A 25,452-nucleotide genomic window follows, 5' to 3' on the forward strand; every position below is an offset into this window, starting at 1 on the left:
CCTGCCGAGACCGCCGGCGGGCGGCTCGGGCCGGTCAGGGGGTGCCGGGGTTGGGGGCCTGGGCGGACTCGGTGGTGACGGTCGGCGTCGGCTCGTCGGTCGGGTCGCCCGGGTCGGTCGTCGGGGTGGTCGGCGTCGGCGACGTGGCCGGCGACTGCGACGACGACATGCCCGGGCACGGCGTCGTCGACGGCGGCGCGGGTGTCTGCTCCGCGCCCGGCGAGGCCGCCGCCGTGGGCGTGCCGGCCGGGGGCCGCGGGATGCGGCAGGCCGAGATGCCCTGCGAAGGGTCGACGCTCGGCGACGCCGACGAGCTCGGGTCGCCGGACGTGCCGGCGCCGGGCGAGGACGGGTCGGGGAACTGCGGGTCGCCGCCCGCGTCGGTGCGATCGCCGCCGCGGGGGTTCCGGTCGCCGTCGGCCGGGCCGCTGTTGCCGACCGACTGCTGGATGAGATCGATGGTCTGGGGGGCGGTCACGCCCAGCCCGGCGATCACCACCGCCGCCGCCACGGCCAGGACGGGGCGCGCCCAGTTGACGGTGAACCGGTCGAAACCGAGCCCGTACCGGGCGAGGCCGAACCGTCCGAGACCGAACCGGCGGCCGTAGCCGTCGGCCATGCGGGCCCGGATGCGCTCCAAGCCGTCGCCTGCGGGGTTGACCGTCTCCGCCTCCGCGTGCAGGGCGCGGCGGAGAATCTCGCCGTGCTCGTCGTCGGGGTCGGTGGTCATGAGAATTGCTCCAGGACGTTGCGTAGCGCGGTCATGCCGCGGGCCGTGTGACTCTTCACGGCGCCGCGGGAGATGCCCATCGCGTTGGCGATCTCCGCTTCGGACAGGTCGGCGTAGTAACGCAGGACGAGCGCCTCCCGCTGGCGTGCGGGCAGCCGGGACAGCGCGTCGATCACCGCCGAGCGTTCCAGTTCCCCGATCGCCCCGGCCTCCGCGCTCGGCGCGTCCGGCAGGCCCTTCGGGGCGTACTTCTCGACGACGGCCCGGTGCCGGAGCACCGATCGTGACCGGTTGACCACCGACTGGCGCAGGTAGGACAGGGCCTTGTCGGGGTCGCGCAGGCGCCGCCAGCCGCCGTGCATCGCGACGAACGCGTCCTGGACGACCTCCTCGGCCGTTCCCGCGTCCCGGACGAGCATGGCCGCCAGCCGCACAAGCGAGCGGTAGTTGGCGCTGTAGAGCGCGGTCACCGCCTGATCGGCGTCCCAGGCGACGGCCACCGCGCCCGCCGTGCCCCTGGCCACGAGGGTCTCGGTCACGTCAGTGGGACGCGTACCCTCATCGCTCGGTTTACGAAAGGGCATGTCCTGGTTTGCCTCGGTCACCTATCCGCCGCCTTTGCCGTCCCCCGGCCGTCCATTCGGATGGTCCTGCGGAGCGGCGTGGATCGGGCGTTCCCGGCTCCGGTCCGGGGGCGCCGCGGTGCCTGGCGCCAAGCGGTGTGCTTGTAGCCGAGCGCTGCGGACCGGGGGGTACGCCTTGAGCTGACAACCTTAACCATTGGACGGTCGGAACACCGCCGGCCATGGAAGGTCGATCGACCGATAACTCTATCGAGTGCGGGGCGTGACCGGCGACGTTCGCGCCCGTCTCGATAGGATTCCGGGGCCGATCATGGGGCGCCCGCGCGGGGGACGGCGGGCCGCGAGGTGACGACGCGCCGCCGCGCGCGAGGGGAGACAGATGACCGACTGCCTGTTCTGCAAGATCGTTTCCGGTGAGGTGCCCGCCGAGATCGTCCGCGAGTCGGCGGGGACGGTCGCGTTCCGCGACATCAACCCGCAGGCGCCGACGCACGTGCTGGTCATCCCGCGGGTTCACCACCCGACCGTCGCGGAGCTCGCCGCCTCCGACGCCGAGCTGCTCGCGGAGCTGGTGCGCGAGGCCCACCAGGTCGCCGCCGGCGAGGGCATCGCCGAGACGGGGTACCGCGTCGTGTTCAACACCGGCGCGCAGGCCGGCCAGACCGTGTTCCACGTGCACGCGCACGTCCTAGGCGGCCGTGGCCTCAACTGGCCGCCCGGCTGACCCGGCCGCCCGACCTGCGAACCCGCCGCCCGCGCATGCCCGCGCCGCCACGCGGATAATCCAACGGCGTCGTGCCGGGGGCGGCCAGTACGATGGAACCGACACACCTGGACACCCGGAGCAGACAGAAGGCAGGTCGGAGAGGCCGCGAGGCCCGGCTGATGGTCGAATCAACTCACACGAGGTCCACCCCCGACTCACCCCGGACGGGACGCGACGGCCAGGACGGCTCGCGTGCCCAGATCAAGATCGTGGTGCCGGACGACCATTCGATGGTGAGCCTGCTCGGCTCCCGGGATGAGCTCCTCCACGCGATCGAGGGCGCGTTCGGCGCCGACCTCGACATCCATGTCCGCGGCAACGAGATCACCGTGACCGGCCCGGAGGACGAGACCAGCCTGGTCTCCCGGCTCTTCACCGAGATGCTCGAACTGCTGAAGGGCGGCACGCAGCTCACCCCCGACGCCGTCGAGCGCAGCCTCGCGATGCTGCGCGGCGAGACCGACGCGCGTCCCGCCGAGGTCCTCACGCTGGACGTGCTGTCCAGCCGCGGCCGGACGATCCGCCCGAAGACGCTGAACCAGCGCCGCTACGTCGACGCGATCGACAAGCACACGATCGTGTTCGGGATCGGCCCCGCCGGCACCGGCAAGACGTACCTGGCGATGGCCAAGGCCGTCCGCGCCCTGCAGGACAAGAAGGTCAACCGGATCATCCTGACGCGCCCGGCCGTCGAGGCGGGGGAGCGGCTCGGGTTCCTGCCGGGCACGCTCTACGAGAAGATCGACCCGTACCTGCGGCCGCTGTACGACGCGCTGCACGACATGGTCGACCCCGACTCGATCCCGCGCCTTATGGCGGCCGGCACGATCGAGGTCGCCCCGCTGGCCTACATGCGCGGCCGGACGCTCAACGACTCGTTCATCATCCTCGACGAGGCGCAGAACACCTCGCCCGAGCAGATGAAGATGTTCCTCACCCGTCTCGGGTTCGGCTCGAAGGTCGTCGTGACCGGCGACGTCACCCAGGTCGACCTGCCCAACGGGCACCTCAGCGGCCTGCGCGTCGTCCAGGACATCCTCGACGGCGTCGGAGACATCCACTTCAGCCGGCTCGACAGCCGCGACGTCGTCCGGCACCGGCTGGTCACCGACATCGTCGACGCCTACAACCGCTACGACGAGTCGCGCGTCCCGGAGATCAAGCAGGGCGCGGCGGCCAGGGGCGGGTCGCGCAAGCGGAGGCGGTAGTGAGCATCGAGGTGCTGAACGAGTCCGGCGTGCCCGTGGACGAGAAGGCCATCGCCGGGCTGTCGCGGCACGTTCTGGACGGGATGCGCGTCCACCCGCTGGCGGAGCTGTCGGTCCTGCTGGTCGACGAGGCCGCGATGACCGAGCTGCACGAGAAGTGGATGGACGAGCCGGGCCCCACCGACGTCCTGTCCTTCCCCATGGACGAACTGCGCCCCGGCCACATGTCCGGCGGCGCCGACGAGGAGGGCGAGACCGACCCCGGGCTGCTCGGCGACGTCGTCCTGTGCCCGGCGGTCGCCGAGCGGCAGGCGCGCGAGGCCGGGCACAGCACCGCAGACGAGCTGGAGCTGCTGTGCGCGCACGGCATCCTGCACCTGCTGGGCTTTGACCACGCCGAGCCGGAGGAGCACAAGGAGATGTTCGGCCTGCAGGCCGAGCTCCTGACCTCCTGGCGGGAGAAACGCGGCGGCTGATGAGCACCGCGCAGGCGTGGCTGTCGGCCCTCGCGGTGGGCCTGGTCCTCTTGGCGGGCCTGCTGGCCGGCGCGGAGGCCGCGCTCGCGCGCGTGTCCCGCGTCACCGTCGAGGAGGTCGTCCGCGAAGGGCGGCGCGGCGCGGCGAAGCTTGCCGAGGTCGTCGCCGACCCGGCCCGCTACGTCAACATGGTGCTGCTGCTGCGCATCGGCTGCGAGCTGGTCGCCACCGTGATCGTCGCCGACCTGTGCATCTCCTGGCTGGACGAGACGTGGCGCGCCTACGTCACCGCCGCCGCGATCATGATCGTGGTCAGCTACGTCGTGATCGGGGTCGGGCCCCGCACGCTCGGCATCCAGCACGCCGACCGCGTCGCGCTCGCCGGCGCCGCCGTCATCCACCCGGTGACGCGGGTGTTCGGGCCGCTGCCCCGGCTGCTGATCCTGCTCGGCAACGCCCTCACCCCCGGCAAGGGGTTCCGGGAAGGGCCGTTCGCGTCCGAGGCGGAGCTGCGCGACCTGGTCGACCTCGCCGAGCAACGCAGCCTGATCGAGCCCGACGAGCGGGAGATGATCCACTCGGTGTTCGAGCTCGGCGACACCCTCGTCCGCGAGGTGATGGTCCCGCGCACCGACATCGTGTTCATCGAGCGCGGCAAGACGCTCCGGCAGGCGATGACGCTCGCGCTGCGCAGCGGCTTCTCCCGCATCCCCGTCGTCGGCGAGAACGAGGACGACGTCGTCGGGATCGCCTACCTGAAGGACGTCGTCCGCCGCAGCCAGGAGCACCGCGAGGGCGAGGCGACGGAGACGGTCGACTCCGTCATGCGGTCCGCTACCTACGTCCCCGACAGCAAGCCGATCGACGAGCTGCTCCGCGAGATGCAGGCCCGCCGCATCCACCTGGCGATCGTCATCGACGAGTACGGCGGCACCGCGGGCCTCGTCACCATCGAGGACATCCTGGAGGAGATCGTCGGCGAGATCACCGACGAGTACGACCGGGAGACCCCGCCCGTCACCTGGCTCCCCGACGGCGCCGCCCGCGTCACCGCCCGCCTCCCCGTCGAGGACCTCGCCGAACTGTTCGACGTCGAGATGGACGTCGAGGAGGTCGAGACCGTCGGCGGCCTCCTGGCGCACGCGCTCGGCCGCGTCCCGATCGAAGGCTCCACGGCCGAGGTCCGCACCGACGACGGCGGGCCCGTCCTGTCCCTGAAGGCCGAGACGATAGCGGGCAGGCGCAACCGCGTGGGCACGGTGCTAGTCCGGGTGGGCGACCCCCCGGACCCCCCGGCCGCGCGGCACGGGTCTCCTCGCTCCGGTCGCTAGCGCTCCCTACGCTGCGGGGACGCGGCGCGCCGGGCATGCCCGCTGCGCTCGCAGAGCTCGCTCCGCGTGCCTGCCCGTAGCCGGTGGCTGAGGTTCAAACCCGAGCAGCGGACACTCGGCTCGTCCAGGTATCGGGTTCTCAGTCCAGGGTTTTCGTCAGGGTGCCGTTGGGGGCGGCGACCAGGATGGGGGCCTTGGGGCCCAGGTCGCGGACGGCGGTGATGTCGGTTGGGTCCGGGGTATCGGACCCCGTGACGACGGCGGCGGCCTCCAGGTCCTCGGCGCCGCTGGAGACGGCCATCGCGACGGCCACCTTGAGGGCCGACAGTTTCAGAGAGGGCAGGTCCACGCTCGTGGCGGAGTAGGTGCGACCCGTCTCGTCGCGGACGGCGGCGCCCTCCGCGGCGTTCGTGCGGGCCCTGGCGGACCTGGCCAGGGTGATGATCTTCGCGTCCTCGGCGTTCAGCTCGCTCACGGCCCCAAGCGTACGGGGGCGGCGGGCGGTGCCTCGCAAGTGAGTGCCAAGTGGACTGCAAGAGCGGCGCGCGATCCTCGGAATCGTCGGACAGTGCCGTCCGGATCATGCCGTCTGGGGGAGAAGACAATGTCCCGTCTGCTTTACCGTCTGGGCAAGGCCGCGGCCTTGCGGCCGTGGCGGTTCATCGCCGTGTGGCTGGTGCTCATCGGCGTGGTCGCCGGTCTCGCGGGCACCGTGGGCGGTGCGCTGCACGACAACTACACGCTGTCCGGGACGGGGTCGCAGCGGGCCACGGACCTGCTGGAGGAGCGTTTCCCCGCGCTGTCGGGGGCGGACGCCAGGGTGGTGGTCCACGCCGAGTCAGGGAAGGTCGACCAGGCGGCGCTGGCGACGGCGTCCGGGGAGCTGCGGAAGCTGCCGCACGTCAGCACCGTCGATCCGCCGCAGCCGAGTGCGGACGGCGCGACCGCGTTGATGACCGTCCGGTATTCGGTGCCTGTGACCGAGCTCGAGCCCAAGCCGACGCTTGATCTCCTGCGGGGAGCGACCGGCAACCTGGACCGGGCCGGATACCAGGTGGAGTTCGGCGGGCAGGTGCCGGAGAACGTGACCGCGCCGGGCGGTGTCGCCGAGGCGATCGGGATCGTGGCCGCGCTGGTGATCCTGCTGCTGGCGTTCGGGTCGGTGGTCGCGGCGGGGCTGCCGCTGGTGGTGGCGCTGGCGGGGCTCGGCGCCGGCGTGTCGGGGGTGACGCTGCTGGCGGCGTTCACCGACGTCGCGACGACGGCGCCGACGCTCGCGATCATGGTGGGGCTGGGCGTCGGCATCGACTACGCCCTGTTCATCCTGACCCGGCACCGGGAGGGGCTCGCGGCCGGGCTGGACGTCCCCGAGGCGGTGGCGCGGGCCAACGCCACGGCGGGACTGTCGGTGATCTTCGCGGGGTCCACGGTGCTGCTGGCACTGTGCGGACTGGTGCTGTCGCGCGTCCCGGTCTTCATGACCATGGGCTTCACCACCGGGCTGGTCGTCGCGACGACGGTGCTGAGCGCGGTCACGCTGCTGCCCGCGGTGCTGGGGCTCGCCGGCGGCCGGGTGCTGCGCCGCCGCGACCGGGCCGCCGGTGCGACGATCAAGGTGGAGTCGCCGCGGGTCAGGCGGTGGGCCGAGCACGTCGGGCGGCACCCGTGGCCCTGGCTGCTCGCCGCGTTCACGCTGATGCTCGCCCTCGCCGCGCCCGCGCTCGGCATGCGGACGTGGCCGAGCGACGCCAGCAGCGAGCCGACGTCCAACACCGTCCGGCAGGCGTACGACCTGGTCGAGGAGGGGTATGGCGCGGGCGCCAACGGGCCGCTCGTCGTTGCCGTCGACCTGACGAAGACGGATCGGAGCGCCCTGCCCGGCATCGGTGAGCGGCTGGCCGCTACCCAGGGCGTGACCTCTGTTGCGCCGCCGCAGGTGTCGCCCGGCGGGGACGCCGCGGTGATCATGGTCACGCCGGCGTACGGGCCGCAGGACGAGCGGGTGACCGGGCTCGTCGACCGGGTCCGCGCGGACGCGCTGCCACCGGGCGCGGAGGTCACCGGGCTGACCGCCGTGTACACCGACCTGTCCCGGGTGCTGTCCGACCGGCTCTGGCCGGTGATCGGCGCGGTCGTCGCGACCTCCTTCATCATGCTGATGATCATGTTCCGGTCGCTGCTGGCACCGCTGAAGGCGGCCGTGATGAACCTGCTGTCGATCAGCGCCGCGTACGGGGTGCTCACGGCCGTGTTCCAGTGGGGATGGGGCGCGAGCCTGCTCGGCCTCCCGCACAGCGTCCCGGTGTCGAGCTTCATCGTGCTGCTCATGTTCGCGGTCCTGTTCGGCGTGTCGATGGACTACGAGGTCTTCCTGCTGTCGCGGATCAGGGAGGAGTGGCAGCTGCACGGCGACGCGCGCGGCTCGGTGGCCACCGGCCTCGCCGCCACCGGACGCGTGATCACCAGCGCGGCGCTGATCATGGTGGCGGTGTTCCTCGGCTTCGCCGCCGACCCCGGGCTGGTGATCAAGCAGATGGGGGTCGGTCTCGCGGTCGCGGTGGCGCTGGACGCGACGATCGTCCGGCTGGTGCTCGTCCCGGCCACGATGTCGCTGCTCGGACGGGCGAACTGGTGGCTGCCGCGGCCGCTCGCCCGCATCCTGCCCGACGTCGACATGCACGGCGGCGCCGTGCCCGCCGTGGCGGCCGAGCGGGAGCGCGAGCCCAGCCACGCCTGATACGAGGAGTTGATCGGCGACTATCCGCCGAGCGGAGCTCGTCCGCTGGATGGCGGTGGGTGGGGGCTGGAGGACGGTCCGGCATGTCCCGGTTAGGCTGATCGGGACATGTCGACCGTGGTACGCGTTCTCGGGGCCTTCGGCGCCGAGGTGGCGGGCGCGCCCGCCGACCTCGGCGGTCCCCGGCAACGCTCGGTCCTGGCGCGGCTGGTCGCCGCGCGGGGCCGGATGGTGCCCGCCGACACGCTCGTCGAGGACCTCTGGGCGGGGACGGCGCCGTCCCGCGCCGCCGCCGGGCTCCAGTCGTTCGTGTCGCATCTGCGGCGGGCACTGGAGCCGGACCGCCCGCCTCGCACACCCGCGCGGATTCTCGTCACCGAGCCGCCGGGCTACGCGCTCAGGCTTCCGGACGGGAACGTCGACGCGTGGCGGTTCGACACGCTGATCGACGAGGCCGCCGAGCTGCTGGACGCCGAGCCGCAGGAGGCCCGCCGCCGCGCCGAGCGGGCGCTCGCCGAGTGGCGCGGCCCCGCCTACGCCGAGTTCGCCGACCTGCCCTGGGCCGCCGCCGAGGCCGCCCGGCTGGACGAGCGCCGCCGCCTCGCCGTCGAACGCCGCGCCGAGGCGATGCTGAGGCTCGGGGCCGCCGCCGAGGCCGTCCCCGACCTGGAGACCCACGCCGCCGCGAGCCCGCTGCGGGAGGAGGCGTGGCGACTGCTGGCCCTGGCCCTCTACCGCGCCGGACGCCAGGGCGATGCCCTCGCCGCGCTCCGCCGCGCTCGTACGACCCTGACCGAGGAGCTCGGCGTCGACCCGGGGCCCGCGTTGCGGCGCCTGGAGGCCGACATTCTGGCTCAGTCGCCCACCTTGGGGGAGTCCGAGGGGGTGCCGAAACGGCCCGCCGAGCGGAGCTCGTCAGTTGAATGGGAGTGGGCGGGGGCCGCAGGACGGTCCGTCCTGCGGCTGGCGCCTGACCCCGGTGAGGCTCTTGAGAGTTCGTTCGTCGGGCGGGTCGCGGAGCTGGCGCGGCTGGGGGACGCGGCCCGGGACGCCGTCGCGGGGCTGCGCGGTGTCGTCCTCATCGGCGGCGACGCGGGGATGGGCAAGACCGCGCTCGCCGAACGGTTCGCGCGCGACCTCGCCGGCCGGGGCTGGACGTGCGCGTGGGGCCGCGCCCCGGAGACCGGCGGAGCGCCCGCGGCCTGGCCGTGGGCCGAGCTGCTGCGCGAGCTGACCGCCGCCGCGCCGCCCGACGACCTCCTCGCCGCCCGCCTCGGCCCTCTCCTGGACGACGGCGTCATCGGCGGAACCGGCGCCGACGTCGGCACCGGCCGGTTCCGGCTCCACCTCGCGGTCGAGGACTACCTCACCGGCCTCGCCGGTACCGCGCCGCTGCTCCTCGTCCTGGACGATCTGCACTGGGCCGACGAGGAGACCCTCGCGCTGCTCGTCCGGCTCGCCGGGCGGCTCCGGGAACGGCCCGTCCTGCTGGTGAGCACGTTCCGGAGCACCGAGGTCCCCGAACGGCTCGCGACCGCGCTGGCCGCGCTCGCCCGGCACGAGCCCGCCCGCATCGACCTGCGCGGGCTGTCGGCGCCCGAGGTCGCCGCGCTGGTCCGCGGCACCTGCGCGACCAGCGTCGGCGACGCCGAGCTCGAGGTCATCGCCGAGCGGACCGGCGGCAACCCGTTCTTCACCCGGGAGACGGCCCGGCTCCTCGACGCCGAGGGCCTGCCCGCCGCGACCCACCGGGTCCCCGCCGGCGTCGGGGACGTGCTGCGCCGCCGCATCGCCCGGCTGCCGAGGCCGGTCCAGGACGTCCTGCGGGACGCCGCCGTCATCGGCCGCGACGCCGACCTGCGCGTCCTCGCCGACCTCGCCGGGGACGAGGACACCGTCATCGACGCCGTCGAGGCGGGCCTCGCGGGCGGCCTCGTCACCGAGCCCGGACCGGGCCGGATGCGGTTCGCGCACGCCCTCGTCCGCGACACCCTCTACGACGCGATCTCCCAGGCCCGCCGCACCCGGCTGCACGGCCGCGTCGCCGCCGCGCTCGAACGGCACGAGCCCGGCGAGGTCACCGCGATCGCGCACCACTACCTGGAGTCGGGCGCGGACCCGGCGAAGGCCGTCCGGTACGCGCGGCGCGCCGCCGAGGCCGCCGAGGCCCGCTTCGCGCACGGCACCGCCGCCGGGCTGTGGGTCCGCGTCGTCGAGACGCTCCGCGCCGAAGGCCCTGGCGCGACCCGCGAGCGGCTGGAGGCGGAGGTCTCCGCGATCCGCGCGTCCGCGCTCGCCGGGAACGTCGTGGACGCCCGCGAGCGGCGCCTCGCCGCCATCGCCGACGCCCGCGCGCTCGGCGACGTCCGGCTGCTGGCCCGGATCATCGCGAGCTTCGACGTCCCGACGCTGTGGACGAGCCGCGAGTACGGCACCCTCGACCACGACGTCGTCGACGCCACCGGCGAGGCGCTCGACCGGCTCCCCGGCGACGAGCCCGAGCTGCGCGTCCGGCTGCTGACGACGCTGGCGATCGAGCTGGAGGGGGAGCCGCACGACCGGGGCGTCCGCGCGTCCGCGGAGGCCGTCCGGACGGCCCGCGACCTCGGCGTCCCCGAGCTGATCGCCGTCGCGCTGAACGGTGCCTACTTCAACGCCTACCGCACCGCGGACGGCCTCGCCGAGCGGCGCCGGATCGCCGTCGAGCTCCTCGACCTCGCCACCCGGCACGACCTCGGCGCGTACCGCGTCCTCGCGCACCTCCAGGTCCAGCAGGCCGCCGTCGCCGAGCTCGACCTGACCGGCGCGCACCGGCACCTGGAGGAGGGGCGCCTGCTCGCCGAGCAGTACGGGCTGCCGCTGCTGGCGGAGATCGGGTTCTGGGAGGCCGAGCTCAGCCACGCGTTCCGCGCCCCGCTCGACGAGGCGGAGCGCACCTACGAGCGGCTGAACGGCACCATCGGCCGGATCAGGATCTGGTCCAGCGAGCGCGGCGTCGGCGTCCTCGGCCCGTTCTGCGTGCGGCTCGTGCAGGGCCGGGCCGGGGAGATGCTGGACGAGGCCGCATGGCTGCACCGGCAGTGGAGCCACGTCGGCGCCACCGCCGACATCCACGCGCTCGCGCTGGTCGCGGCCGGCCGCACCGCGGAGGCCCGCCGCGTCGTCGCCGGGGCCGGACCCGTCCGGCCCGACTACTTCTTCGACCTCACCATGCCGGTCCGCGGCCTGCGCGCCATCGCCCTCGACGACCGCGACCTGGCCGGAGACGTCTACGCGGCGCTGCTCCCGTACGCGGGGCAGTTCTCCGGGGGCGCGACGTCCGTCGCCACTCTGGGCCCCATCGCGCAGCTTCTCGGCGACCTCGCCCTGTTCCTCGACCGTCCCGCCGAGGACGCCGCCGCCCACTACCGCCAGGCCGCCGAGGTCGCCGCCCGCGCCGGGACCGCGCACTGGATCGAGCGGGCGGACGCGTCCCTCAGCCGCCTCGGCACCCCCGCCGCCTGACCGGCACCCGGCGCGACACCACTACACTGGCCGACACATCGGCCGTCGCAGACCTTGACAGTCGCGCTGGGGGGCGGTGGGGCGCAGCCATGGGGGCGGAACCAGCGTCCGAAGGCAGGTCTTGAGCTCGCGAGAAACCTGATCGCGCAGCGAGCCGCCAGGCGAGTCGGAGCGATGCAGCGATCGCACCGCAGTTTCCGACGATGGAGGGCCGCCAAGGCCCGAAGGAGAAGGACACTGCAATGACCACACGCGCGGGGTTCGCTTGCTTCATCGGACGGCCGAACGTCGGCAAGTCGACGCTGATGAACACCCTGGTCGGGACCAAGGTCGCGATCACCAGCAGCCGTCCCCAGACGACGCGGCGGGCCATCCGGGGGATCGTGCACCGGCCGGACGCGCAGCTCGTCGTCGTCGACACCCCCGGCCTGCACAAGCCGCGGACGCTGCTCGGGGAGCGGCTCGACAGCCTCGTCCGGTCCACGCTGACGGAGGTCGACGCGATCGGCTTCTGCGTCCCGGCCGACCAGCCCGTCGGCCCCGGCGACAAGTACATCGCGCGCGAGCTCGAGGCCGTGAAGAAGACGCCGGTCGTCGCGATCGTGACCAAGACTGACCTCGCCACGCCCGAGCAGATCGCCGAGCAGCTCCTCGCGGTCGGGCGGCTCGGCGATTTCGCCGACATCGTGCCGTGCTCCGCCGAGCAGGGCTTCCAGGTCGACCTGGTCGGCGACCTGCTGATCTCCCACCTGCCGGAGGGTATGCCGCTCTACCCGGAGGGCGACCTCACCGACGAGCCCGAGCAGATCATGATCGCCGAGCTGATCCGGGAGGCGGCGCTGGAGGGCGTCCGGGACGAGCTGCCCCACTCCATCGCCGTCGTCGTCGACGAGATGAACCCCCGCGAGGGACGCGACGACCTCATCGACATCTACGCCCACCTGTACGTCGAGCGGTCCAGCCAGAAGGGGATCATCATCGGGCACAAGGGCTCGCGGCTCCGGGAGGTCGGCGCGGCGGCCCGGCGGCAGATCGAGGCGCTGCTCGGCACCAAGGTCTTCCTCGACCTGCGCGTCAGCGTCCTCAAGGACTGGCAGCGCGACCCCAAGCAGCTCCGCCGCCTCGGCTTCTACGACTGATCCTGCGTGGGCTCGCCCGGCTCCGGTTCCGGTCTCGGCTCGTCCGCGGCGGGCGGCGTGGCCTCCTCCGGTTCGGCTTCGGGACGTCCCCAGACCTGGTCCTCCCGGGGCCAGGCGGCGGCCGGGTCGGCCGCGTACTGCTGGTCGGTGTAGGTGTAGTACCGCTGCTGATCCGCGTAGTACCGCTGGTCGGCGTAGGCGCCGTACGCCTCGTCCGGGCGGTTGCGGGGCTTCGACACCCGCTCGCCGATCGGGCGGGCCAGGCTGAACCCGACCAAGAACAACGACGTGATGACCGCGAGGTACCAGCCGTAACGGACGGTGATCTGGTAGCCGACGTCCAGGCCCGTTTGAGGGAGGTTGTCGCGGACGTCGCCCAGCCGCAGCACGAACAGGCCGCACACCAGCAGGGCGAGCGTGCCGGGGATCGCGGCGAGGCCGCCGATCCGCGCGTCCCGCCCGGCGAGATCGCCGAAGGCGAGCGCGATGGCGACCACCGCCAGGACCGGCACGGCGAGGACCATGTCGTCGGCGTCGATCCCGGCCACGCTCCCGAGGTCGCGGCCGATCTGCTGCCCGAACAGCTCGACGACGACCTGCGCGCGCGCCCACGGCATGAACGCCGACACCAGCAGCGCCCCCGCCGCGACGATCATCGCGACGATCCAGCCGAGACCGCGCGGCGGCGGCGCCGGGAGCGGCGCGGGCACGGCCTCCGCGGGGACCTCGCCGGCGGGCGGATACCCGTCGACGGGCGGCAGGAAGGACGGGCGCGCCCGCGAACGGCCCGCGTCGGAACCCAGGTCACCGGTCATGGACCCAGCGTAAATGCACGGGCGGCATTGCCCGGGACGGCCACGTCGGGGCCCGCCGCTCGGTAGTTTGGAACGAAGTCCGTTATGGGAGGGAGGGCCCCGGTGTTGCTGGTTTTCGGCCTGACGGCGGTGTTCCGCACGGTCAGCGAGGGGACGTTCCACTGCCCGCAGTGCGGCGGTGACCGTGCCTACCGCAGGCGCACCGGGCGCCGCTGGCTCTCGGTCTTCTTCGTCCCGATGGTGCCGCTGTGGCGGCTCGGGGAGGCCGTGACGTGCCGGACGTGCCGGGGCCGCTTCCCGCTCTCCGCGCTGCGGACGCCGACGTCCCAGCAGATGGCCGAGACCCTCGCCGCGGGCATGCGCGCCGCGGCGGCACTGGTGCTGCGCGCCGGCGACCCCGCCGACGCGGCGGCCCGCGCCCGCGCCGCCGAGACCGTGACCGGCTACGGCGAGCCCGAGTACGACGGGGACGCCATCGACGCCGACCTGGCCCTCCGCCGGACGTTCCTGGAGCGCGAGGTCGCCCGCGCCGGAGCCCAGCTCGCCGTGGAGGCCAAGGAGTGGTTCCTCGCGCAGGCCGTCCGGATCGGGCTGGCGGGCGGGCCGCTCGGCGAGGCGGAGCGGCGCGAGCTGCACGGCGTCGCGGACCTGCTCGGCATGTCGCCCGCGTACGCGCTGGGCGTGATCGTGACCACCGAGGGGGCGTCCCGCTGAGATGAGGCCCGCCGTCACGCCCGCGGCCGCCCCCGCGGAGACGAGCTCCCCGGCCGGGCGGGCCCTCGTCCGCGCCCCCGGCTCCCGGCTGGCGGACGCGATCGTCACCCACGCCGCCCGCCGCCGCGTGGACGTCGCGCTCGCGGCCCGCCAGCACGCGGCGTACGTCGCGGCGCTGCGGTCGGCGGGCTGGCGGGTCGGCGCCGTCGCCCCGGCCGACGACCAGCCCGACGCCGTGTTCATCGAGGACGCCCTGGTCGTCTGCGGCGACGTCGCGATCATCGGCCGCTCGGGCGAGCCGCGCCGCCGCGGCGAGACACCGGGCGCGGAGCAGGCCGCGCGGGAACTCGGCCTGCGGGTCGAGCGGATCGAGGAGCCCGGCACCCTGGACGGCGGCGACGTCCTCCAGGCCGGCGACACCGTCTACGTGGGCCGCGGCGCCCGGACGAACGAGGAGGGCATCTGCCAGTTCGCCCGGCTGGTGGGCGGCCGGAAGGTCGTCCCGGTCGCCACCCGCGGCTGCCTGCACCTGAAGTCGGCGATGACGGCGCTGCCGGACGGCACCCTGATCGGCCTGCCGGACATGGTGGACACCTCGGTGCTGCCGGGCCTGCGGGTCGTCCGGGAACCGGCGGGCGCGCACCTGGTGGTGCTCGGGCCCGGCCATGTGCTGATGGCGGCGTCCGCGCCGCGCACCGCCGAGCGCCTCGCGGCGGACGGTCTGCGTGTCACCAGTGTGGACATCAGCGAGTTCGAGGCCCTCGACGGCTGTGTGACCTGCCTCTCCGTGCTCGTGCCCTGAAAACGGCCCGTCTCAGCATGCGGACAGTCAGTTACCGGAACACGGATGTCATCTGTTAGCTTGACGAGCGTGTTGCGTGAGCTGCTCCTCCTTAGCGGCCGCAGCGGGGGCCTCTAAACAGGCCGGCTCCCTCGCTGCGGGACTGCGTCGTGCACGTCGGCCGCGAGGTTCGAGCAGAGAGAGATTCCACGCGATGTACCCGCAACAGCAGCCGTCCGGCATGCCCGTCCAGCGTTACCGCCCGTTCGCCCCGGTGAAGCTCGAGGGCCGCACCTGGCCGGACGCCGTGATCACCGAGGCGCCGCGCTGGTGCGCGGTCGACCTGCGGGACGGCAACCAGGCCCTGATCGACCCGATGGACGCCGACCGCAAGCTGCGGATGTTCGAGCTCCTGGTACGGATGGGCTACAAGGAGATCGAGGTCGGGTTCCCGGCGGCCAGCCAGACCGACTTCGACTTCGTCCGGCAGATCATCGAGGAGGGCCGCGTCCCCGACGACGTGGTCATCCAGGTGCTGACGCAGGCCCGTCCCGAGCTGATCGAGCGGACCTTCGAAGCCGTCCGCGGCGCGAAGCAGGCGATCGTCCACCTGTACAACTCCACGAGCACCCTCCAGCGCCGTGTCGTGTTCGGCCAGGACCGCGACGGCATCACCGCGATCGCCGTCGAGGGCGCCAAGCTGTGCGCCAAGCTCGCCGAGGACATGGGCGACACCGAGATCCACTTCCAGTACTCGCCGGAGTCGTTCACCGGCACCGAGCTGGAGTACGCGGTCGAGGTCTGCAACGCCGTCAACGACGTGTGGAAGCCGACCCCGGACCGCAAGGTCATCGTGAACCTGCCCGCCACCGTCGAGATGGCCACGCCGAACGTCTACGCCGACCAGATCGAGTGGATGAACCGCCACCTGGCCCACCGCGACTCGGTGATCCTGTCCCTGCACCCGCACAACGACCGCGGCACCGCCGTCGCCGCCGCCGAGCTGGGCTACATGGCGGGCGCCGACCGCATCGAGGGCTGCCTGTTCGGCAACGGCGAGCGCACCGGCAACGTATGCCTGGTCACGCTGGGCCTGAACCTGTTCACCCAGGGCGTCGACCCGCAGATCGACTTCTCCGACATCGACGAGATCCGCCGCACCGTCGAATACTGCAACCAGCTGCCCGTCCACGAGCGGCACCCCTACGGCGGCGACCTGGTCTACACCGCGTTCTCCGGCTCCCACCAGGACGCCATCAACAAGGGCCTGGACCACCTCCGCCGCGACGCCGAGGCCGCCGGCACGCCGCTGGAGGAGTACCGCTGGGAGGTCCCGTACCTGCCGATCGACCCGCACGACGTCGGCCGCACCTACGAGGCCGTGATCCGCGTCAACAGCCAGTCCGGCAAGGGCGGCGTCGCCTACATCATGAAGACCGAGCACTCGCTGGAGCTGCCGCGCCGGCTGCAGATCGAGTTCTCCCGGGTCGTCCAGCAGCACACCGACGACGAGGGCGGCGAGGTCACCGCCGAGCTCATGTGGGACATCTTCCAGCGCGAGTTCCTCACCGGCGGCCCCCGCGTCGGCCTGCTGGCGCACCGCACCACCTCGCGGGTGGACGAGAAGGACGCGATCGGCTGCGACATCCGGATCGACGGCGAGATCCGCGAGATCGAGGGCGTCGGCAACGGCCCCGTCTCCGCGTTCGAGGACGCCCTCGCCACCGTCGGGATCGGCGTCCGCGTCCTGGACTACGCCGAGCACGCGATGAGCGCCGGCGGCGACGCCCGCGCCGCCGCCTACGTCGAATGCGAGGTCCGGTTCGGCGACGCCCCCGCCACCACGGTCTGGGGCGTGGGCATAGACGGCAACATCGTCACCGCGTCCCTCAAGGCCATCCTGTCCGCCGTAAACCGCGTAGCCCGCGCCTGATCTATCGGGGGGGCGACCCCCCGAACCCCCCGGCTGCGCGGCACGGGTCTCCTCGCTCCGGTCGCTGGCGCTCCCTGCGCTGTGGGGACGCGGCGCGCCGGGCATGCCCGCTGCGCTCGCTGGGGCTCGCTCCGCGTGCCTGCCCGTAACCGGCGGCTGAGGTTCAACCTGCCGGGGGCCGGATTCAAGCCCAGGGCCGCGGGTGCATGCTGCACCCGCGGCCCTGCGCCGCTCGATCCCGATCAACCACGCCCGAGGACGTGGTGCACCAGTTCGCGTAGTGGGCCGTTGAGTTGTGCTTCGCCGACGGTGGTGCGATCGCCGTCGATGTCGATTTCGTACAGGAACTGGTCGGGGATTCGGCCCGGCGGGGGGATCGCCTTCAGATCCACGCGGCCGACGAGTCTCGTCAGCATGGGATCGCTCGCACTGTCGGATTCGGCGCGGCGCTCGATCCCCGCGAACCCCCCGCTGCGGACGACTGTCACTTTCACTGCGCTATCCGTTCGCCTCCGTGCGGACGCCTACCCCCGCCCAGGCCCGGTTCACCGCCTTCGTCTCGGCCGCTTCGGCCCCGTAGAGGCGTGTCGCGGACTGGACGGTCGCGGCGGCGAACCGCGCGAAGTCGACGTCGGTGGCAATGGTGCCACCGGTGAGAGTGTCGTACCAGATACGACCCGCCTTCTCCCAGGCCTTACCGCCGATCTCCGTTGCGGCTAGGTAGAAGGCCTTGTTCGGGATGCCCGAATTGATGTGGACACCGCCGTTGTCGCGGTGGGTCTCGACGTAGTCGTTCATGTGGCCCGGTTGCGGGTCCTTGCCGAGCTGGGGGTCGTCGTAGGCGCTGCCGGGGTCCTTCATGGAGCGGAGCGCGACCCCGTTGATGCGCTCCGCGAGCAGGCCCTGCCCGATGAGCCAGTCGGCCTGGTCGGCGGTGTGCTTGTGGTGCCACTGCTTGATGAGGGAGCCGAACACGTCCGAGACGGACTCGTTGAGCGCCCCGGACTGGCCGTAGTACTCCAGGTTGGCGGTGTACTGGGTGATGCCGTGGGTGAGTTCGTGGCCGGTGACGTCGAGCGGGCCGGTGAACGAGGTGAAGACGACGCCGTCGCCGTCGCCGTACACCATCTGATCGCCGTTCCAGAAGGCGTTGGCGTACTTGTCTCCGTAGTGGACGGTCGAGATCATCCGGAGGCCGGCGCCGTCGATGGAGTTGCGGCGGTGCGCGGCCTCGAAGTAGTCGAAGGTGGCGCCGAGCCAGTCGTAGGCCTGGTCGACGACCTTGTCGCCGGTGGCGGGCGCCCCCTCCGCCCGGACGGTGCGGCCGGGCAGTTCCTCGCGGTTCCCCGCGTCGTTGATCGTCCGGTTGGGGACGTAGTCCTCGTTGGGGGAGGGGGCCGTGGCCGAGAGTGTCCGTCGCTCGGTGGCCTGCAGGGAGCTGAGGGCCAGGGTTCGGCGGGCGCGTTCGCGGATGGCCGGGTCATCGGCGTCGTGGGCGATGCGTTCCAGCATGTGCGGCGGCACGATGTGGCATCTCATGCCACAACGCTGCCACCTCGTTGTGATTCGAGCCACAACTTTGGCCATGACGCTACGGCCGAATCCGGTCACGCTACGTAATTGTTATCCCGCGGTACGGGTACCGGCCGGGGGACTTGTGGAGATGCTGGGGAGATGCCCCGGCTTGGCGGCGAGGCACGCGGTGACGTGCGTCAGAATGAACGGGTGACCCTCTACCGCGACGAAGGCATCGTCCTGCGCACCCAGAAGCTGGGCGAGGCCGACCGCATCGTGACGGTGCTGACCCGGCGCACCGGCCGGATCCGCGCCGCCGCCAAGGGGGTCCGCAAGACCAAGTCCAGGTTCGGGGCGCGGCTGGAGCCGTTCACCCATGTCGACCTGCAACTGTACGAGCGGCGCTCGCTCGACCTGATCACCCAGGCGGAGACGCTGCGCCCGTACGGGGAGGCGCTCGTCGCCGACTATCCCCGCTACACGGCCGGGACGGCGATGCTGGAGACCGCGGACAAGCTCGCGGGCGAGGAGGGCGAGCCCGCGCTTCGGCAGTTCCTGCTCCTCGTCGGCGGGCTGCGCACGCTCGCCGAGCGCGCCCACGACCCGCGGCTCGTCCTGGACGCGTTCCTGCTGCGCTCACTGTCGGTCGCCGGCTGGGCGCCCGCGCTCGACGAGTGCTGCCGCTGCGGCGACCGCGGCGGGCTGCGCGGGTTCGCCATCGCGGCGGGCGGCGCGGTCTGCGCGAACTGCCGCCAGCCGGGCGCCGCGACCCCCGCGCCGCCGACGTTCGCGCTGATGCTGGCGCTGCTGCGCGGCGACTGGGAGTACGCCGACGGCAGCGAGCAGCGCCACCGGACGGAGACCAGCAGCCTCGTCGCCGCCTACCTCCAGTGGCACCTGGAGCACGGGATCCGCTCCCTGCGCCATGTCGAACGCGACGACGGAACCACCGACACCATCAGGGAGAGAGTTTGAGAAGGGCCGTTTCGCCGCCGGAGCCGCACCGGGACGGCGCCGTCCCGCCCCCGATCCCGGCGGATCTGGTGCCGCGGCACGTCGCCATCGTCATGGACGGCAACGGCCGCTGGGCCAAGGAGCGCGCGCTGCCGCGCACCGAGGGGCACAAGCGCGGCGAGGACTCCCTCTTCGACGTGATCATGGGCGCGATCGAGCTGGGCGTCCCGTACCTGTCGGCGTACGCGTTCTCCACCGAGAACTGGAAGCGCTCGCCGGACGAGGTGCGCTTCCTCATGGGCTTCAACCGGGACGTGATCCGCCGCCGCCGCGACCAGCTCCACTCGATGGGCGTCCGGGTCCGGTGGGCCGGCCGCCGGCCGCGGCTGTGGCGCAGCGTGATCAAGGAGCTGGAGACGGCTGAGGAGATGACGCGCGACAACGACGTCCTCACCCTGCAGTTCTGCGTGAACTACGGCGGCCGCGCCGAGATCGCGGACGCCGCCGCCGCGATCGCCCGCGACGTCCGGGACGGCCGGCTGAACCCCGACAAGATCACCGAGAAGGTCTTCGCCCGCTACCTGGACGAGCCCGGCATCCCGGACGTGGACCTGTTCCTGCGCTCGTCGGGGGAGCAGCGCACGTCCAACTTCCTGCTGTGGCAGTCGGCCTACGCGGAGATGGTCTTCCTCGACACCCTCTGGCCGGACTTCGACCGCCGCCACTTCTGGCACGCCTGCGAGCTCTACGCGTCCAGAGACCGCAGGTACGGCGGCGCGGTCCCCAACACCGTGGAACCGGCCGCCGCCCGCGGCTGACGCCCCCTGGTCAGACCAGAGCGGCGTCGAGGGTGATGGTGGTGCCCGCCAGGGCCTTGCTGACCGGGCAGCCGGCCTTGGCGTCCTGGGCGGCCTTCTCGAAGTCGGCCGCGGACAGGCCGGGGACGCTGGCCCGGACGGTCAGGTGGATGCCGGTGATGCCCTCGCCCGGCTGGAAGGTGACCTCGGCCTTGGTGTCCACCTTGTCGGGCGGGGTCCCGGCGCCGGCGAGGCCGTGCGACAGGGCCATCGAGTAGCAGGTGGAGTGCGCGGCGGCGATGAGCTCCTCCGGGCTCGTCCGGCCGCCCGGCTCCTCGGACCGCGATGCCCAGGTCACGTCGTAGGTGCCGAGCTTCGAGGAGTCCAGCGAGACGGTCCCCTGGCCGCTGAGCAGCGGCCCTTCCCAATGCGCGTTTGCGGTACGTGTCGTAGCCATGCCCCCGATTCTGTCGCATGAGCCCGCGGTGCAGATCATGAACCACCCGATAGGGGCCCGGAGCCGCGCTCCGGGCCCCTGATCAGGGCTTTCAGCCGACGTTCACCGCGGACCAGGCGGCGGCCACGGTGCTGTACTGCGTGCTGCCCGCGCCGTAGAGGTCCCTGGCCGCGTTCAGGGTCGCGGTGCGGGCGCCCTTGTAGTCGGTCGAGGACGTCATGTACGTGGTCAGCGCCCGGTACCAGATCCTCGTGGCGGCGTCCCGGCCGATGCCCTTGACGGTGGAGCCGTTGGAGGTGGGGCTGTCGTAGGCGACACCGTTGATCGCCTTCGTGCCGCTGCCCTCGGCCAGCAGGTAGAAGAAGTGGTTGGCGACGCCCGACGAGTAGTGCACGTCGACGTTCTTGGTCTCCGGCGACCACGCGTCATGGGAGCTGCCGTCCCTGCTCGGCCTGTCCATGAAGCGCAGCGCGCGCTTGCCGAAGCCGGGCAGGACGACCTCCTCGCCGACCAGGTAGTCGCCGACATCGGCCGGGTTGTTCGCGTAGAACTCGACGGCGGCGGCCATGATGTCGGAGGTCGCCTCGTTCAGCCCGCCGGACTCGCCGCTGTAGGTGAGGTTCGCGGTCGCGCTGGTGACGCCGTGGCTCATCTCGTGCGCGGCGACGTCCAGCGACGTGAGCGGCCCGAGGTTGGTGCCGTCGCCGTCGCCGTAGGTCATGCAGAAGCACGAGTCGTCCCAGAACGCGTTGGCGTAGCCGGTGTCGTAGTGGACGCGGTTGAACGATCCCTTGCCGTCGCCGTTGATCCCGCTGCGGCCGAAGACGTTCTTGTAGAAGTCCCAGGTCATGCTGGTGCCGTACTGGGCGTCGACGGCGACGGTGGAGCGGTCGGCGAGGGTGCCGCTGCCCCAGTGGTTGTCGGTGTCGGTGAAGACGGTCGCCGGGGCGCGCGAGAGGCACCAGAGGAGGACGCAGAGGTCGGTCTTGTTCTCGGCGTCGCCGGTGTAGGTGCCGCCGCGGGACGGGTCCTTCAGCCGGTATGTCCCACCGGACCTCGTCGTCTCCAGCGGAACGGTCCCGCTGTAGAGCGACTTGCCGTCGCCCGCCTCGGTGCGGATCATCTCCTCGCGCAGCAGGACCTTGCCGGTCGCGGCGTCCACGGACGTGAGGACGCGGCTCGGCGTGCCGTCCGCCTGCCTGCCGGTTGTCTGGACGCGCCAGGCCAGCCGCGGCCTGTGGTCGGCGGTGCGGGCCTCGACGACGAGCGCGGGCGAGCCCGCCGCCTTGCGCTGCCCGGTGACGGCGCGCTTGGTGGCGGTCGCGGCGCCGACCTCGGGACGGGAATCGGCGGGTCTCCCGGCGAGGGCGCCGCTGCTGCCGCGCCACGCGCCGGACGCCGACTGGTGGACGACGATGTCCCCGCCCAGCACCGGAAGCCCGTCGTAGGTGCGCGTCATCCGGGTGTGCGAGGTGCCGTCGCGGTCCAGCAGGACCCGGACGACCTTGAACGACTGGCCGTCCCCGGCGCGCACCTCGCCGGCGTGCCCGGCGAGCGCGTCCAGCGCCCGTTCCGCCGCCCGGCGGGCGGCTGACGAACCGGGGCCGGGCGGGGACGGCGCCTTCGCGGTGAGCGGGGGAGCGGCGGAGGCGGTGGCGGCGGGGATCGCGGTTCCGGCGGAGCTCAGCAGGGTCGCCGCGGCCAGGAGCACGGTCCGTCGGCTGGTGAACGCCCGTCTTGTCATGAACGCCCTCTCGTGCGGGCGCCACGCCCCCCGAAGGCCCGCCGTCGGGCCGTGCCGTGGCGATGGGGTCATTTATGACATAGGCGTACTCATAAGTAGATGTAGCAATGTGCCAACGATTGCCTACGGAGCGTGTGAAGTCCGAACCTTGTTCGGTGGCGGTGCGTCACCTAGCGGGCGCACGGCGTGGCGCGGTCCGGTTCCGGAGGGGCGGGGGCGTCAGGTGCTAGCCGCTCTTCGCGATGCAGTCGGCGCAGGTGCCGAACACCTCGACGGTGTGCGTGATGTCGCTGAAGCCGTGCTCGGCGGCGATGGCCTCGGCCCAGCGCTCCACGGCCGGGCCCTCGACCTCGATCGTCCGGCCGCACTCGCGGCAGACGAGATGGTGGTGGTGCTGCTCGGTGCGGCAGGCCCGGTACACGGCCTCACCCTCGTCCGTGCGCAGCACGTCGACCTCGCCCGCGTCGCTGAGCGCCTGCAGCGCCCGGTAGACCGTGGTGAGGCCGATCTTGGAGCCGTCCGCGCGCAGATCGGCGTAGATGTCCTGCGCGCTGCGGAAACCCTCGGAGCCGGTCAGCACCTGACGTACCGCGTCCCGGCGGGCCGTCGTCATCCCCCACGCACCTCCGCGTCATCCCCCCATCACCTCGGCGTCCACACGCGCCTCGACGCCGGTCCCGGCCGCGGCGGGGACGTTCTCCACGGCCGTGCCGGCCCGCGCGCGCCTTCGCCGCACCAGCGCGCCCCCGGCGACCGCCGTGACGAACAGCGCGAGCGCCAGCAGCACGATCGAAGGGCCCGGAGGCAGATCGTACTGGAAGGAACCCGCGAGCCCCGATACCGCCGACAGTACACCGGCCCCCATCGCGACCAGCATCGTGCCCCGGAACCCCCGCATGAGCTGCTGCGCCGCCGCCACCGGCACGATCATCAGCGCGCTGACCAGCAGCAACCCGATCGCCCGCATCGAGATCACGACGGTCACCGCGGCGGTCGCGGCGATCAGCACGCTGAGGAACCTGACGGGCAGCCCGGACGCGCGCGCCACCTCCTCGTCCTGGCACAGCAGGAACAGCTCGCGGCCGAACAGGGCGACGATCCCGAGCACCGCGGCGGCGAGCCCCGCGACCACGTAAAGGTCGGTGACGGTGACGCTGGTGATCGAGCCGAACAGGTACGACTGCAGGCTCGTCCCGCTGCCGCCGTTGGCGTTGGTGAGGATCACGCCGCCCGCCAGCCCGCCGTAGAACAGCAGGGCCAGCGCGACGTCCGCGCCGCTGCGGCTGCGGGCGCGCAGGAACTCGATCGCCACCGCGCCGAGCACCGACACCACCAGCGCCCCGAGGACGGGCGAGGTGCTGGTGAGCAGGCCGATCCCGATGCCGGTCAGCGCGATGTGGCCGATGCCGTCGCCGAGCAGCGACAGCCTGCGCTGGACGATGAACGTGCCCACGGCCGGGGCGGTCATCCCGATCAGCACCGCCATCACCAGGGCGATGCGCATGAAGTCGTACTGGAACATGTCGCTCACGCGGGCCTCCCAGGCGCCGTGTCCCGCGCCGGGTCCGCCCGGCCGGTGCTCTCGCGGACGGTGTCCTCCCTGACGATGCGCCCGTGCCCCAGCTCGACCGTCCGCGTGATCAGCGGCTCCATCGGGCCGAGCTCGTGGGTAACAAGGACGACCGTCCGCCCGCCCCCGGCCAGCTCGCGCAGCGCGGACGCGAGGGCCGCCTGGCTGCGCGCGTCCACGCCCGCCGTCGGCTCGTCCATCACGAACACGTCGGGCTCGCCCGCGAGAGCGCGCGCGATCAGCACGCGCTGCTGCTGGCCGCCCGACAGCAGATGCGCCGAGTCGCGGGCGTGGGGGGTGAGCCCGACCGTCTCCAGCGCCCGGTCGACGGCGGCGCGGTCGGCGGCGCGGTCGTTGAACAGCGCGGGCCGCCAGCGGGACCGCCGTCCCAGCCGCCCGGACGAGACGACCTCGCGGACGGTCGCGGGCACCCCGCCGCCCATCGGCAGCCGCTGCGGGACGTACCCGATCCGCCGCCAGGCACGGAAGCGCGGCGGCGGCGTGCCGTAGATCTCCGTCCGCCCGGAGGCCAGCGGGACCAGCCCGAGCAGCGCCTTGACCAGCGTGGACTTGCCCGCGCCGTTCGGCCCGAGGACCGCGAGCACATCGCCGGTCTCGACCCGCAGGTCGACACCGGCGAGGATCTCGCGGCCGTCGCGCCGGACGAGCCCGCCCGCCATCGCGAACGGCGGGGGCTCTTCGGATGGCGGCTGGGCCGGGTCGTGTTTCATGAGCACTCCAGCGCTGGGCGCAGCGTCCGCAGGTTCTCGGTCATGATCGTCATGTAGTCGCCGGACGCGCCGTCCTCGATGCCCTCGACCGGGTCCAGCACGGCCGTCCGCACGCCCGCCTCCCGCGCCAGGGACCGCGCGACCTTCGGGCTGACCAGCGTCTCGGTGAAGATCGTCGTGGCGCCGATGGCGGACACCCGGCGCGTCAGTTCGGCCATCCGCTTCGGGGACGGCTCGCTCGACGGGTCGACCCCGGCGACCGGGATCTGGCGCAGGCGGTAGCGGTCGGCGAGGTAGCCGAACGCGCCGTGCGCGGTCACGATCTCCCGGCGCTTGCAGGACGCGAGGCCGTCCTGGAACGCGCGGTCGAGCGTGGCGAGCCGCGCGGCGGTGGCCCCGGCGCGCTGCCGGTAGCCGGGCGCGTGGGCGGGGTCGGCGGCGGCGAGCCGGTCGCCGAGCGCGGTCGCGATGGCCGCCATGCGGCTCGGGTCGAGCCAGATGTGCGGGTCGTAGTCCGCCTCCTCGTGGCGGAGGCCGTCATGCGCCTCCTCGTCGGGTTCGCTTTCCTCCGGCGGGGCCAGCGTCCGGATCACGCTCGCCGCGTCCAGCGACCGGCCCTTCGCGTGCAGCCGGACGGCGTCGTCCACGGCGGGCTGCACGTCCCGCACGTAGACGGCGTAGTCGGCGTCCGATACGTTCGCGACCTGGCGGGCCGTCAGCTCCAGATCGTGCGGCTCGGTTCCGGGTTCGGTGAGCGTCCGCACGAAGACGTCGCCGCCGCCGACCTGCTCCGCCAGCCAGGCCACGGGGTAGAACGACGCGACCACCACGGTCTTGCCGGGCGGGATGTCGGCGTCGGCGTTGGTGCAGCCGGTCAGCCCGGCCGCGAGCCCGGCCAGGGCGAGGACCGCAGCGGGGACGGCGCGTCGCGGGTCGCGGAAGCTAGGCACCCCGCGATTATGGCGA

Annotated in this window: 24 protein-coding genes; 12 read left to right on the forward strand and 12 right to left on the reverse strand. The window is 72.9% G+C overall.

Annotation, left to right across the window (positions count from 1 at the left end; translation table 11 throughout):
- Positions 1-34: 34 nt before the first annotated feature.
- Together ACH34S_RS28170 and ACH34S_RS28175 are read right to left on the reverse strand one after the other, a co-directional pair.
- Positions 35-730, reverse strand: a complete 696-nt coding sequence (locus ACH34S_RS28170) for a hypothetical protein (protein ID WP_395955815.1) — start codon at positions 728-730, stop codon at positions 35-37.
- A complete protein-coding gene (locus ACH34S_RS28175; RefSeq protein ID WP_132176256.1) occupies positions 727-1,314 on the reverse strand; it encodes a SigE family RNA polymerase sigma factor in 588 nt (195 codons plus the stop codon). Before ACH34S_RS28175 ends, ACH34S_RS28170 begins: the two co-directional genes overlap by 4 nt.
- A gap of 379 nt (positions 1,315-1,693) precedes the next feature.
- Here ACH34S_RS28175 and ACH34S_RS28180 point away from each other — a divergent pair, with 379 nt between their 5' ends.
- From ACH34S_RS28180 to ACH34S_RS28195, 4 genes are all read left to right on the forward strand, one after another.
- Positions 1,694-2,038, forward strand: a complete 345-nt coding sequence (locus ACH34S_RS28180; RefSeq protein WP_395955816.1) for a histidine triad nucleotide-binding protein — start codon at positions 1,694-1,696, stop codon at positions 2,036-2,038.
- A gap of 161 nt (positions 2,039-2,199) precedes the next feature.
- Positions 2,200-3,288, forward strand: coding sequence for a PhoH family protein (locus tag ACH34S_RS28185; RefSeq protein ID WP_395955817.1), 1,089 nt, complete (start codon positions 2,200-2,202; stop codon positions 3,286-3,288).
- Positions 3,288-3,764: an rRNA maturation RNase YbeY gene (gene ybeY, locus ACH34S_RS28190; RefSeq protein WP_132176248.1), complete on the forward strand. Its 477-nt coding sequence runs from the start codon at positions 3,288-3,290 to the stop codon at positions 3,762-3,764. Before ACH34S_RS28185 ends, ybeY begins: the two co-directional genes overlap by 1 nt.
- A complete protein-coding gene (locus tag ACH34S_RS28195) occupies positions 3,764-5,095 on the forward strand; it encodes a hemolysin family protein (protein ID WP_395955818.1) in 1,332 nt (443 codons plus the stop codon). The genes ybeY and ACH34S_RS28195 overlap by 1 nt, the downstream gene beginning before the upstream one ends.
- A gap of 139 nt (positions 5,096-5,234) precedes the next feature.
- On the opposite strand, the gene ACH34S_RS28200 is transcribed toward ACH34S_RS28195, so the two are convergent.
- Entirely contained in the window at positions 5,235-5,570 is a 336-nt protein-coding gene (locus tag ACH34S_RS28200) for a cytidine deaminase (RefSeq protein WP_395955819.1), read from the reverse strand.
- A gap of 129 nt (positions 5,571-5,699) precedes the next feature.
- Between ACH34S_RS28200 and ACH34S_RS28205 the strand changes: the two genes are divergently transcribed.
- The 3 genes from ACH34S_RS28205 to era all read left to right on the forward strand — a co-directional run bounded on the left by ACH34S_RS28205 (position 5,700) and on the right by era (position 12,475).
- On the forward strand, positions 5,700-7,832 hold the full coding sequence (locus ACH34S_RS28205; RefSeq protein ID WP_395955820.1) for an MMPL family transporter: 2,133 nt from the start codon (positions 5,700-5,702) through the stop codon (positions 7,830-7,832).
- 108 nt (positions 7,833-7,940) lie between these two features.
- Positions 7,941-11,336 (forward strand): BTAD domain-containing putative transcriptional regulator, encoded by a 3,396-nt coding sequence (locus ACH34S_RS28210; protein WP_395955821.1) that lies wholly within the window; start codon positions 7,941-7,943, stop codon positions 11,334-11,336.
- 242 nt (positions 11,337-11,578) lie between these two features.
- Positions 11,579-12,475 carry a GTPase Era gene (era, locus tag ACH34S_RS28215; protein ID WP_395955822.1) on the forward strand — a complete coding sequence of 299 codons (897 nt, stop codon included), beginning with the start codon at positions 11,579-11,581 and terminating at the stop codon, positions 12,473-12,475.
- Here the strand turns inward: era and ACH34S_RS28220 are convergent.
- A complete protein-coding gene (locus ACH34S_RS28220) occupies positions 12,466-13,290 on the reverse strand; it encodes a hypothetical protein (protein ID WP_395955823.1) in 825 nt (274 codons plus the stop codon). The two genes, era and ACH34S_RS28220, sit on opposite strands and share 10 nt — an antisense overlap.
- Before the next feature lie 102 nt (positions 13,291-13,392).
- Between ACH34S_RS28220 and ACH34S_RS28225 the strand changes: the two genes are divergently transcribed.
- From ACH34S_RS28225 to leuA, 3 genes are all read left to right on the forward strand, one after another.
- A complete protein-coding gene (locus ACH34S_RS28225; RefSeq protein ID WP_395955824.1) occupies positions 13,393-14,004 on the forward strand; it encodes a hypothetical protein in 612 nt (203 codons plus the stop codon).
- A 1-nt stretch (position 14,005) separates the two neighbouring features.
- Positions 14,006-14,806: a dimethylargininase gene (ddaH, locus tag ACH34S_RS28230; RefSeq protein ID WP_395955825.1), complete on the forward strand. Its 801-nt coding sequence runs from the start codon at positions 14,006-14,008 to the stop codon at positions 14,804-14,806.
- Between the two features lie 193 nt (positions 14,807-14,999).
- Complete coding sequence (leuA, locus tag ACH34S_RS28235) at positions 15,000-16,718, forward strand: 2-isopropylmalate synthase (protein ID WP_395955826.1); 1,719 nt, start codon at positions 15,000-15,002, stop codon at positions 16,716-16,718.
- 242 nt (positions 16,719-16,960) lie between these two features.
- Here leuA and ACH34S_RS28240 read toward each other — a convergent pair whose 3' ends face one another.
- Together ACH34S_RS28240 and ACH34S_RS28245 are read right to left on the reverse strand one after the other, a co-directional pair.
- Entirely contained in the window at positions 16,961-17,212 is a 252-nt protein-coding gene (locus tag ACH34S_RS28240) for a protealysin inhibitor emfourin (RefSeq protein ID WP_395955827.1), read from the reverse strand.
- A 4-nt stretch (positions 17,213-17,216) separates the two neighbouring features.
- Positions 17,217-18,257: a M4 family metallopeptidase gene (locus ACH34S_RS28245; protein WP_395955828.1), complete on the reverse strand. Its 1,041-nt coding sequence runs from the start codon at positions 18,255-18,257 to the stop codon at positions 17,217-17,219.
- A gap of 186 nt (positions 18,258-18,443) precedes the next feature.
- On the opposite strand from ACH34S_RS28245, the gene recO reads away from it, so the two are divergent.
- The gene (gene recO / locus ACH34S_RS28250) at positions 18,444-19,208 is read left to right on the forward strand and encodes a DNA repair protein RecO (RefSeq protein ID WP_395955829.1); all 765 of its coding nucleotides are present in this window, start codon (positions 18,444-18,446) and stop codon (positions 19,206-19,208) included.
- Positions 19,205-20,005: an isoprenyl transferase gene (locus tag ACH34S_RS28255; protein WP_395955830.1), complete on the forward strand. Its 801-nt coding sequence runs from the start codon at positions 19,205-19,207 to the stop codon at positions 20,003-20,005. The genes recO and ACH34S_RS28255 overlap by 4 nt, the downstream gene beginning before the upstream one ends.
- A 10-nt stretch (positions 20,006-20,015) precedes the next feature.
- Here ACH34S_RS28255 and ACH34S_RS28260 read toward each other — a convergent pair whose 3' ends face one another.
- The 6 genes from ACH34S_RS28260 to ACH34S_RS28285 form a co-directional block, all read right to left on the reverse strand.
- A complete protein-coding gene (locus tag ACH34S_RS28260) occupies positions 20,016-20,441 on the reverse strand; it encodes an OsmC family protein (protein WP_132178982.1) in 426 nt (141 codons plus the stop codon).
- A 91-nt stretch (positions 20,442-20,532) separates the two neighbouring features.
- A complete protein-coding gene (locus ACH34S_RS28265) occupies positions 20,533-22,185 on the reverse strand; it encodes a M4 family metallopeptidase (RefSeq protein ID WP_395955831.1) in 1,653 nt (550 codons plus the stop codon).
- A 226-nt stretch (positions 22,186-22,411) separates the two neighbouring features.
- Positions 22,412-22,798 (reverse strand): Fur family transcriptional regulator, encoded by a 387-nt coding sequence (locus tag ACH34S_RS28270; RefSeq protein WP_395955832.1) that lies wholly within the window; start codon positions 22,796-22,798, stop codon positions 22,412-22,414.
- 18 nt (positions 22,799-22,816) lie between these two features.
- Positions 22,817-23,716: a metal ABC transporter permease gene (locus tag ACH34S_RS28275; protein WP_395955833.1), complete on the reverse strand. Its 900-nt coding sequence runs from the start codon at positions 23,714-23,716 to the stop codon at positions 22,817-22,819.
- Positions 23,713-24,486 (reverse strand): metal ABC transporter ATP-binding protein, encoded by a 774-nt coding sequence (locus ACH34S_RS28280; RefSeq protein WP_395955834.1) that lies wholly within the window; start codon positions 24,484-24,486, stop codon positions 23,713-23,715. The genes ACH34S_RS28275 and ACH34S_RS28280 overlap by 4 nt, the downstream gene beginning before the upstream one ends.
- Positions 24,483-25,436 carry a metal ABC transporter substrate-binding protein gene (locus ACH34S_RS28285; protein WP_395955835.1) on the reverse strand — a complete coding sequence of 318 codons (954 nt, stop codon included), beginning with the start codon at positions 25,434-25,436 and terminating at the stop codon, positions 24,483-24,485. The genes ACH34S_RS28280 and ACH34S_RS28285 overlap by 4 nt, the downstream gene beginning before the upstream one ends.
- Positions 25,437-25,452 lie beyond the last annotated feature (16 nt).

Origin of the sequence: Actinomadura sp. 3N508 (genome assembly GCF_044326375.1) — a bacterium.
Classification (GTDB): Bacteria; Actinomycetota; Actinomycetes; order Streptosporangiales; family Streptosporangiaceae; genus Spirillospora.

Coding starts and splice junctions, on each gene's coding strand:
- ACH34S_RS28170 (WP_395955815.1), bottom strand. CDS start 730: ATGACCACCGACCCCGACGACGAGCACGGCGAGATTCTCCGCCGCGCC.
- ACH34S_RS28175 (WP_132176256.1), bottom strand. CDS start 1,314: ATGCCCTTTCGTAAACCGAGCGATGAGGGTACGCGTCCCACTGACGTG.
- ACH34S_RS28180 (WP_395955816.1), top strand. CDS start 1,694: ATGACCGACTGCCTGTTCTGCAAGATCGTTTCCGGTGAGGTGCCCGCC.
- ACH34S_RS28185 (WP_395955817.1), top strand. CDS start 2,200: ATGGTCGAATCAACTCACACGAGGTCCACCCCCGACTCACCCCGGACG.
- ACH34S_RS28195 (WP_395955818.1), top strand. CDS start 3,764: ATGAGCACCGCGCAGGCGTGGCTGTCGGCCCTCGCGGTGGGCCTGGTC.
- ACH34S_RS28205 (WP_395955820.1), top strand. CDS start 5,700: ATGTCCCGTCTGCTTTACCGTCTGGGCAAGGCCGCGGCCTTGCGGCCG.
- ACH34S_RS28210 (WP_395955821.1), top strand. CDS start 7,941: ATGTCGACCGTGGTACGCGTTCTCGGGGCCTTCGGCGCCGAGGTGGCG.
- era (WP_395955822.1), top strand. CDS start 11,579: ATGACCACACGCGCGGGGTTCGCTTGCTTCATCGGACGGCCGAACGTC.
- ACH34S_RS28220 (WP_395955823.1), bottom strand. CDS start 13,290: ATGACCGGTGACCTGGGTTCCGACGCGGGCCGTTCGCGGGCGCGCCCG.
- ddaH (WP_395955825.1), top strand. CDS start 14,006: ATGAGGCCCGCCGTCACGCCCGCGGCCGCCCCCGCGGAGACGAGCTCC.
- leuA (WP_395955826.1), top strand. CDS start 15,000: ATGTACCCGCAACAGCAGCCGTCCGGCATGCCCGTCCAGCGTTACCGC.
- ACH34S_RS28245 (WP_395955828.1), bottom strand. CDS start 18,257: ATGAGATGCCACATCGTGCCGCCGCACATGCTGGAACGCATCGCCCAC.
- ACH34S_RS28260 (WP_132178982.1), bottom strand. CDS start 20,441: ATGGCTACGACACGTACCGCAAACGCGCATTGGGAAGGGCCGCTGCTC.
- ACH34S_RS28265 (WP_395955831.1), bottom strand. CDS start 22,185: ATGACAAGACGGGCGTTCACCAGCCGACGGACCGTGCTCCTGGCCGCG.
- ACH34S_RS28270 (WP_395955832.1), bottom strand. CDS start 22,798: ATGACGACGGCCCGCCGGGACGCGGTACGTCAGGTGCTGACCGGCTCC.
- ACH34S_RS28280 (WP_395955834.1), bottom strand. CDS start 24,486: ATGAAACACGACCCGGCCCAGCCGCCATCCGAAGAGCCCCCGCCGTTC.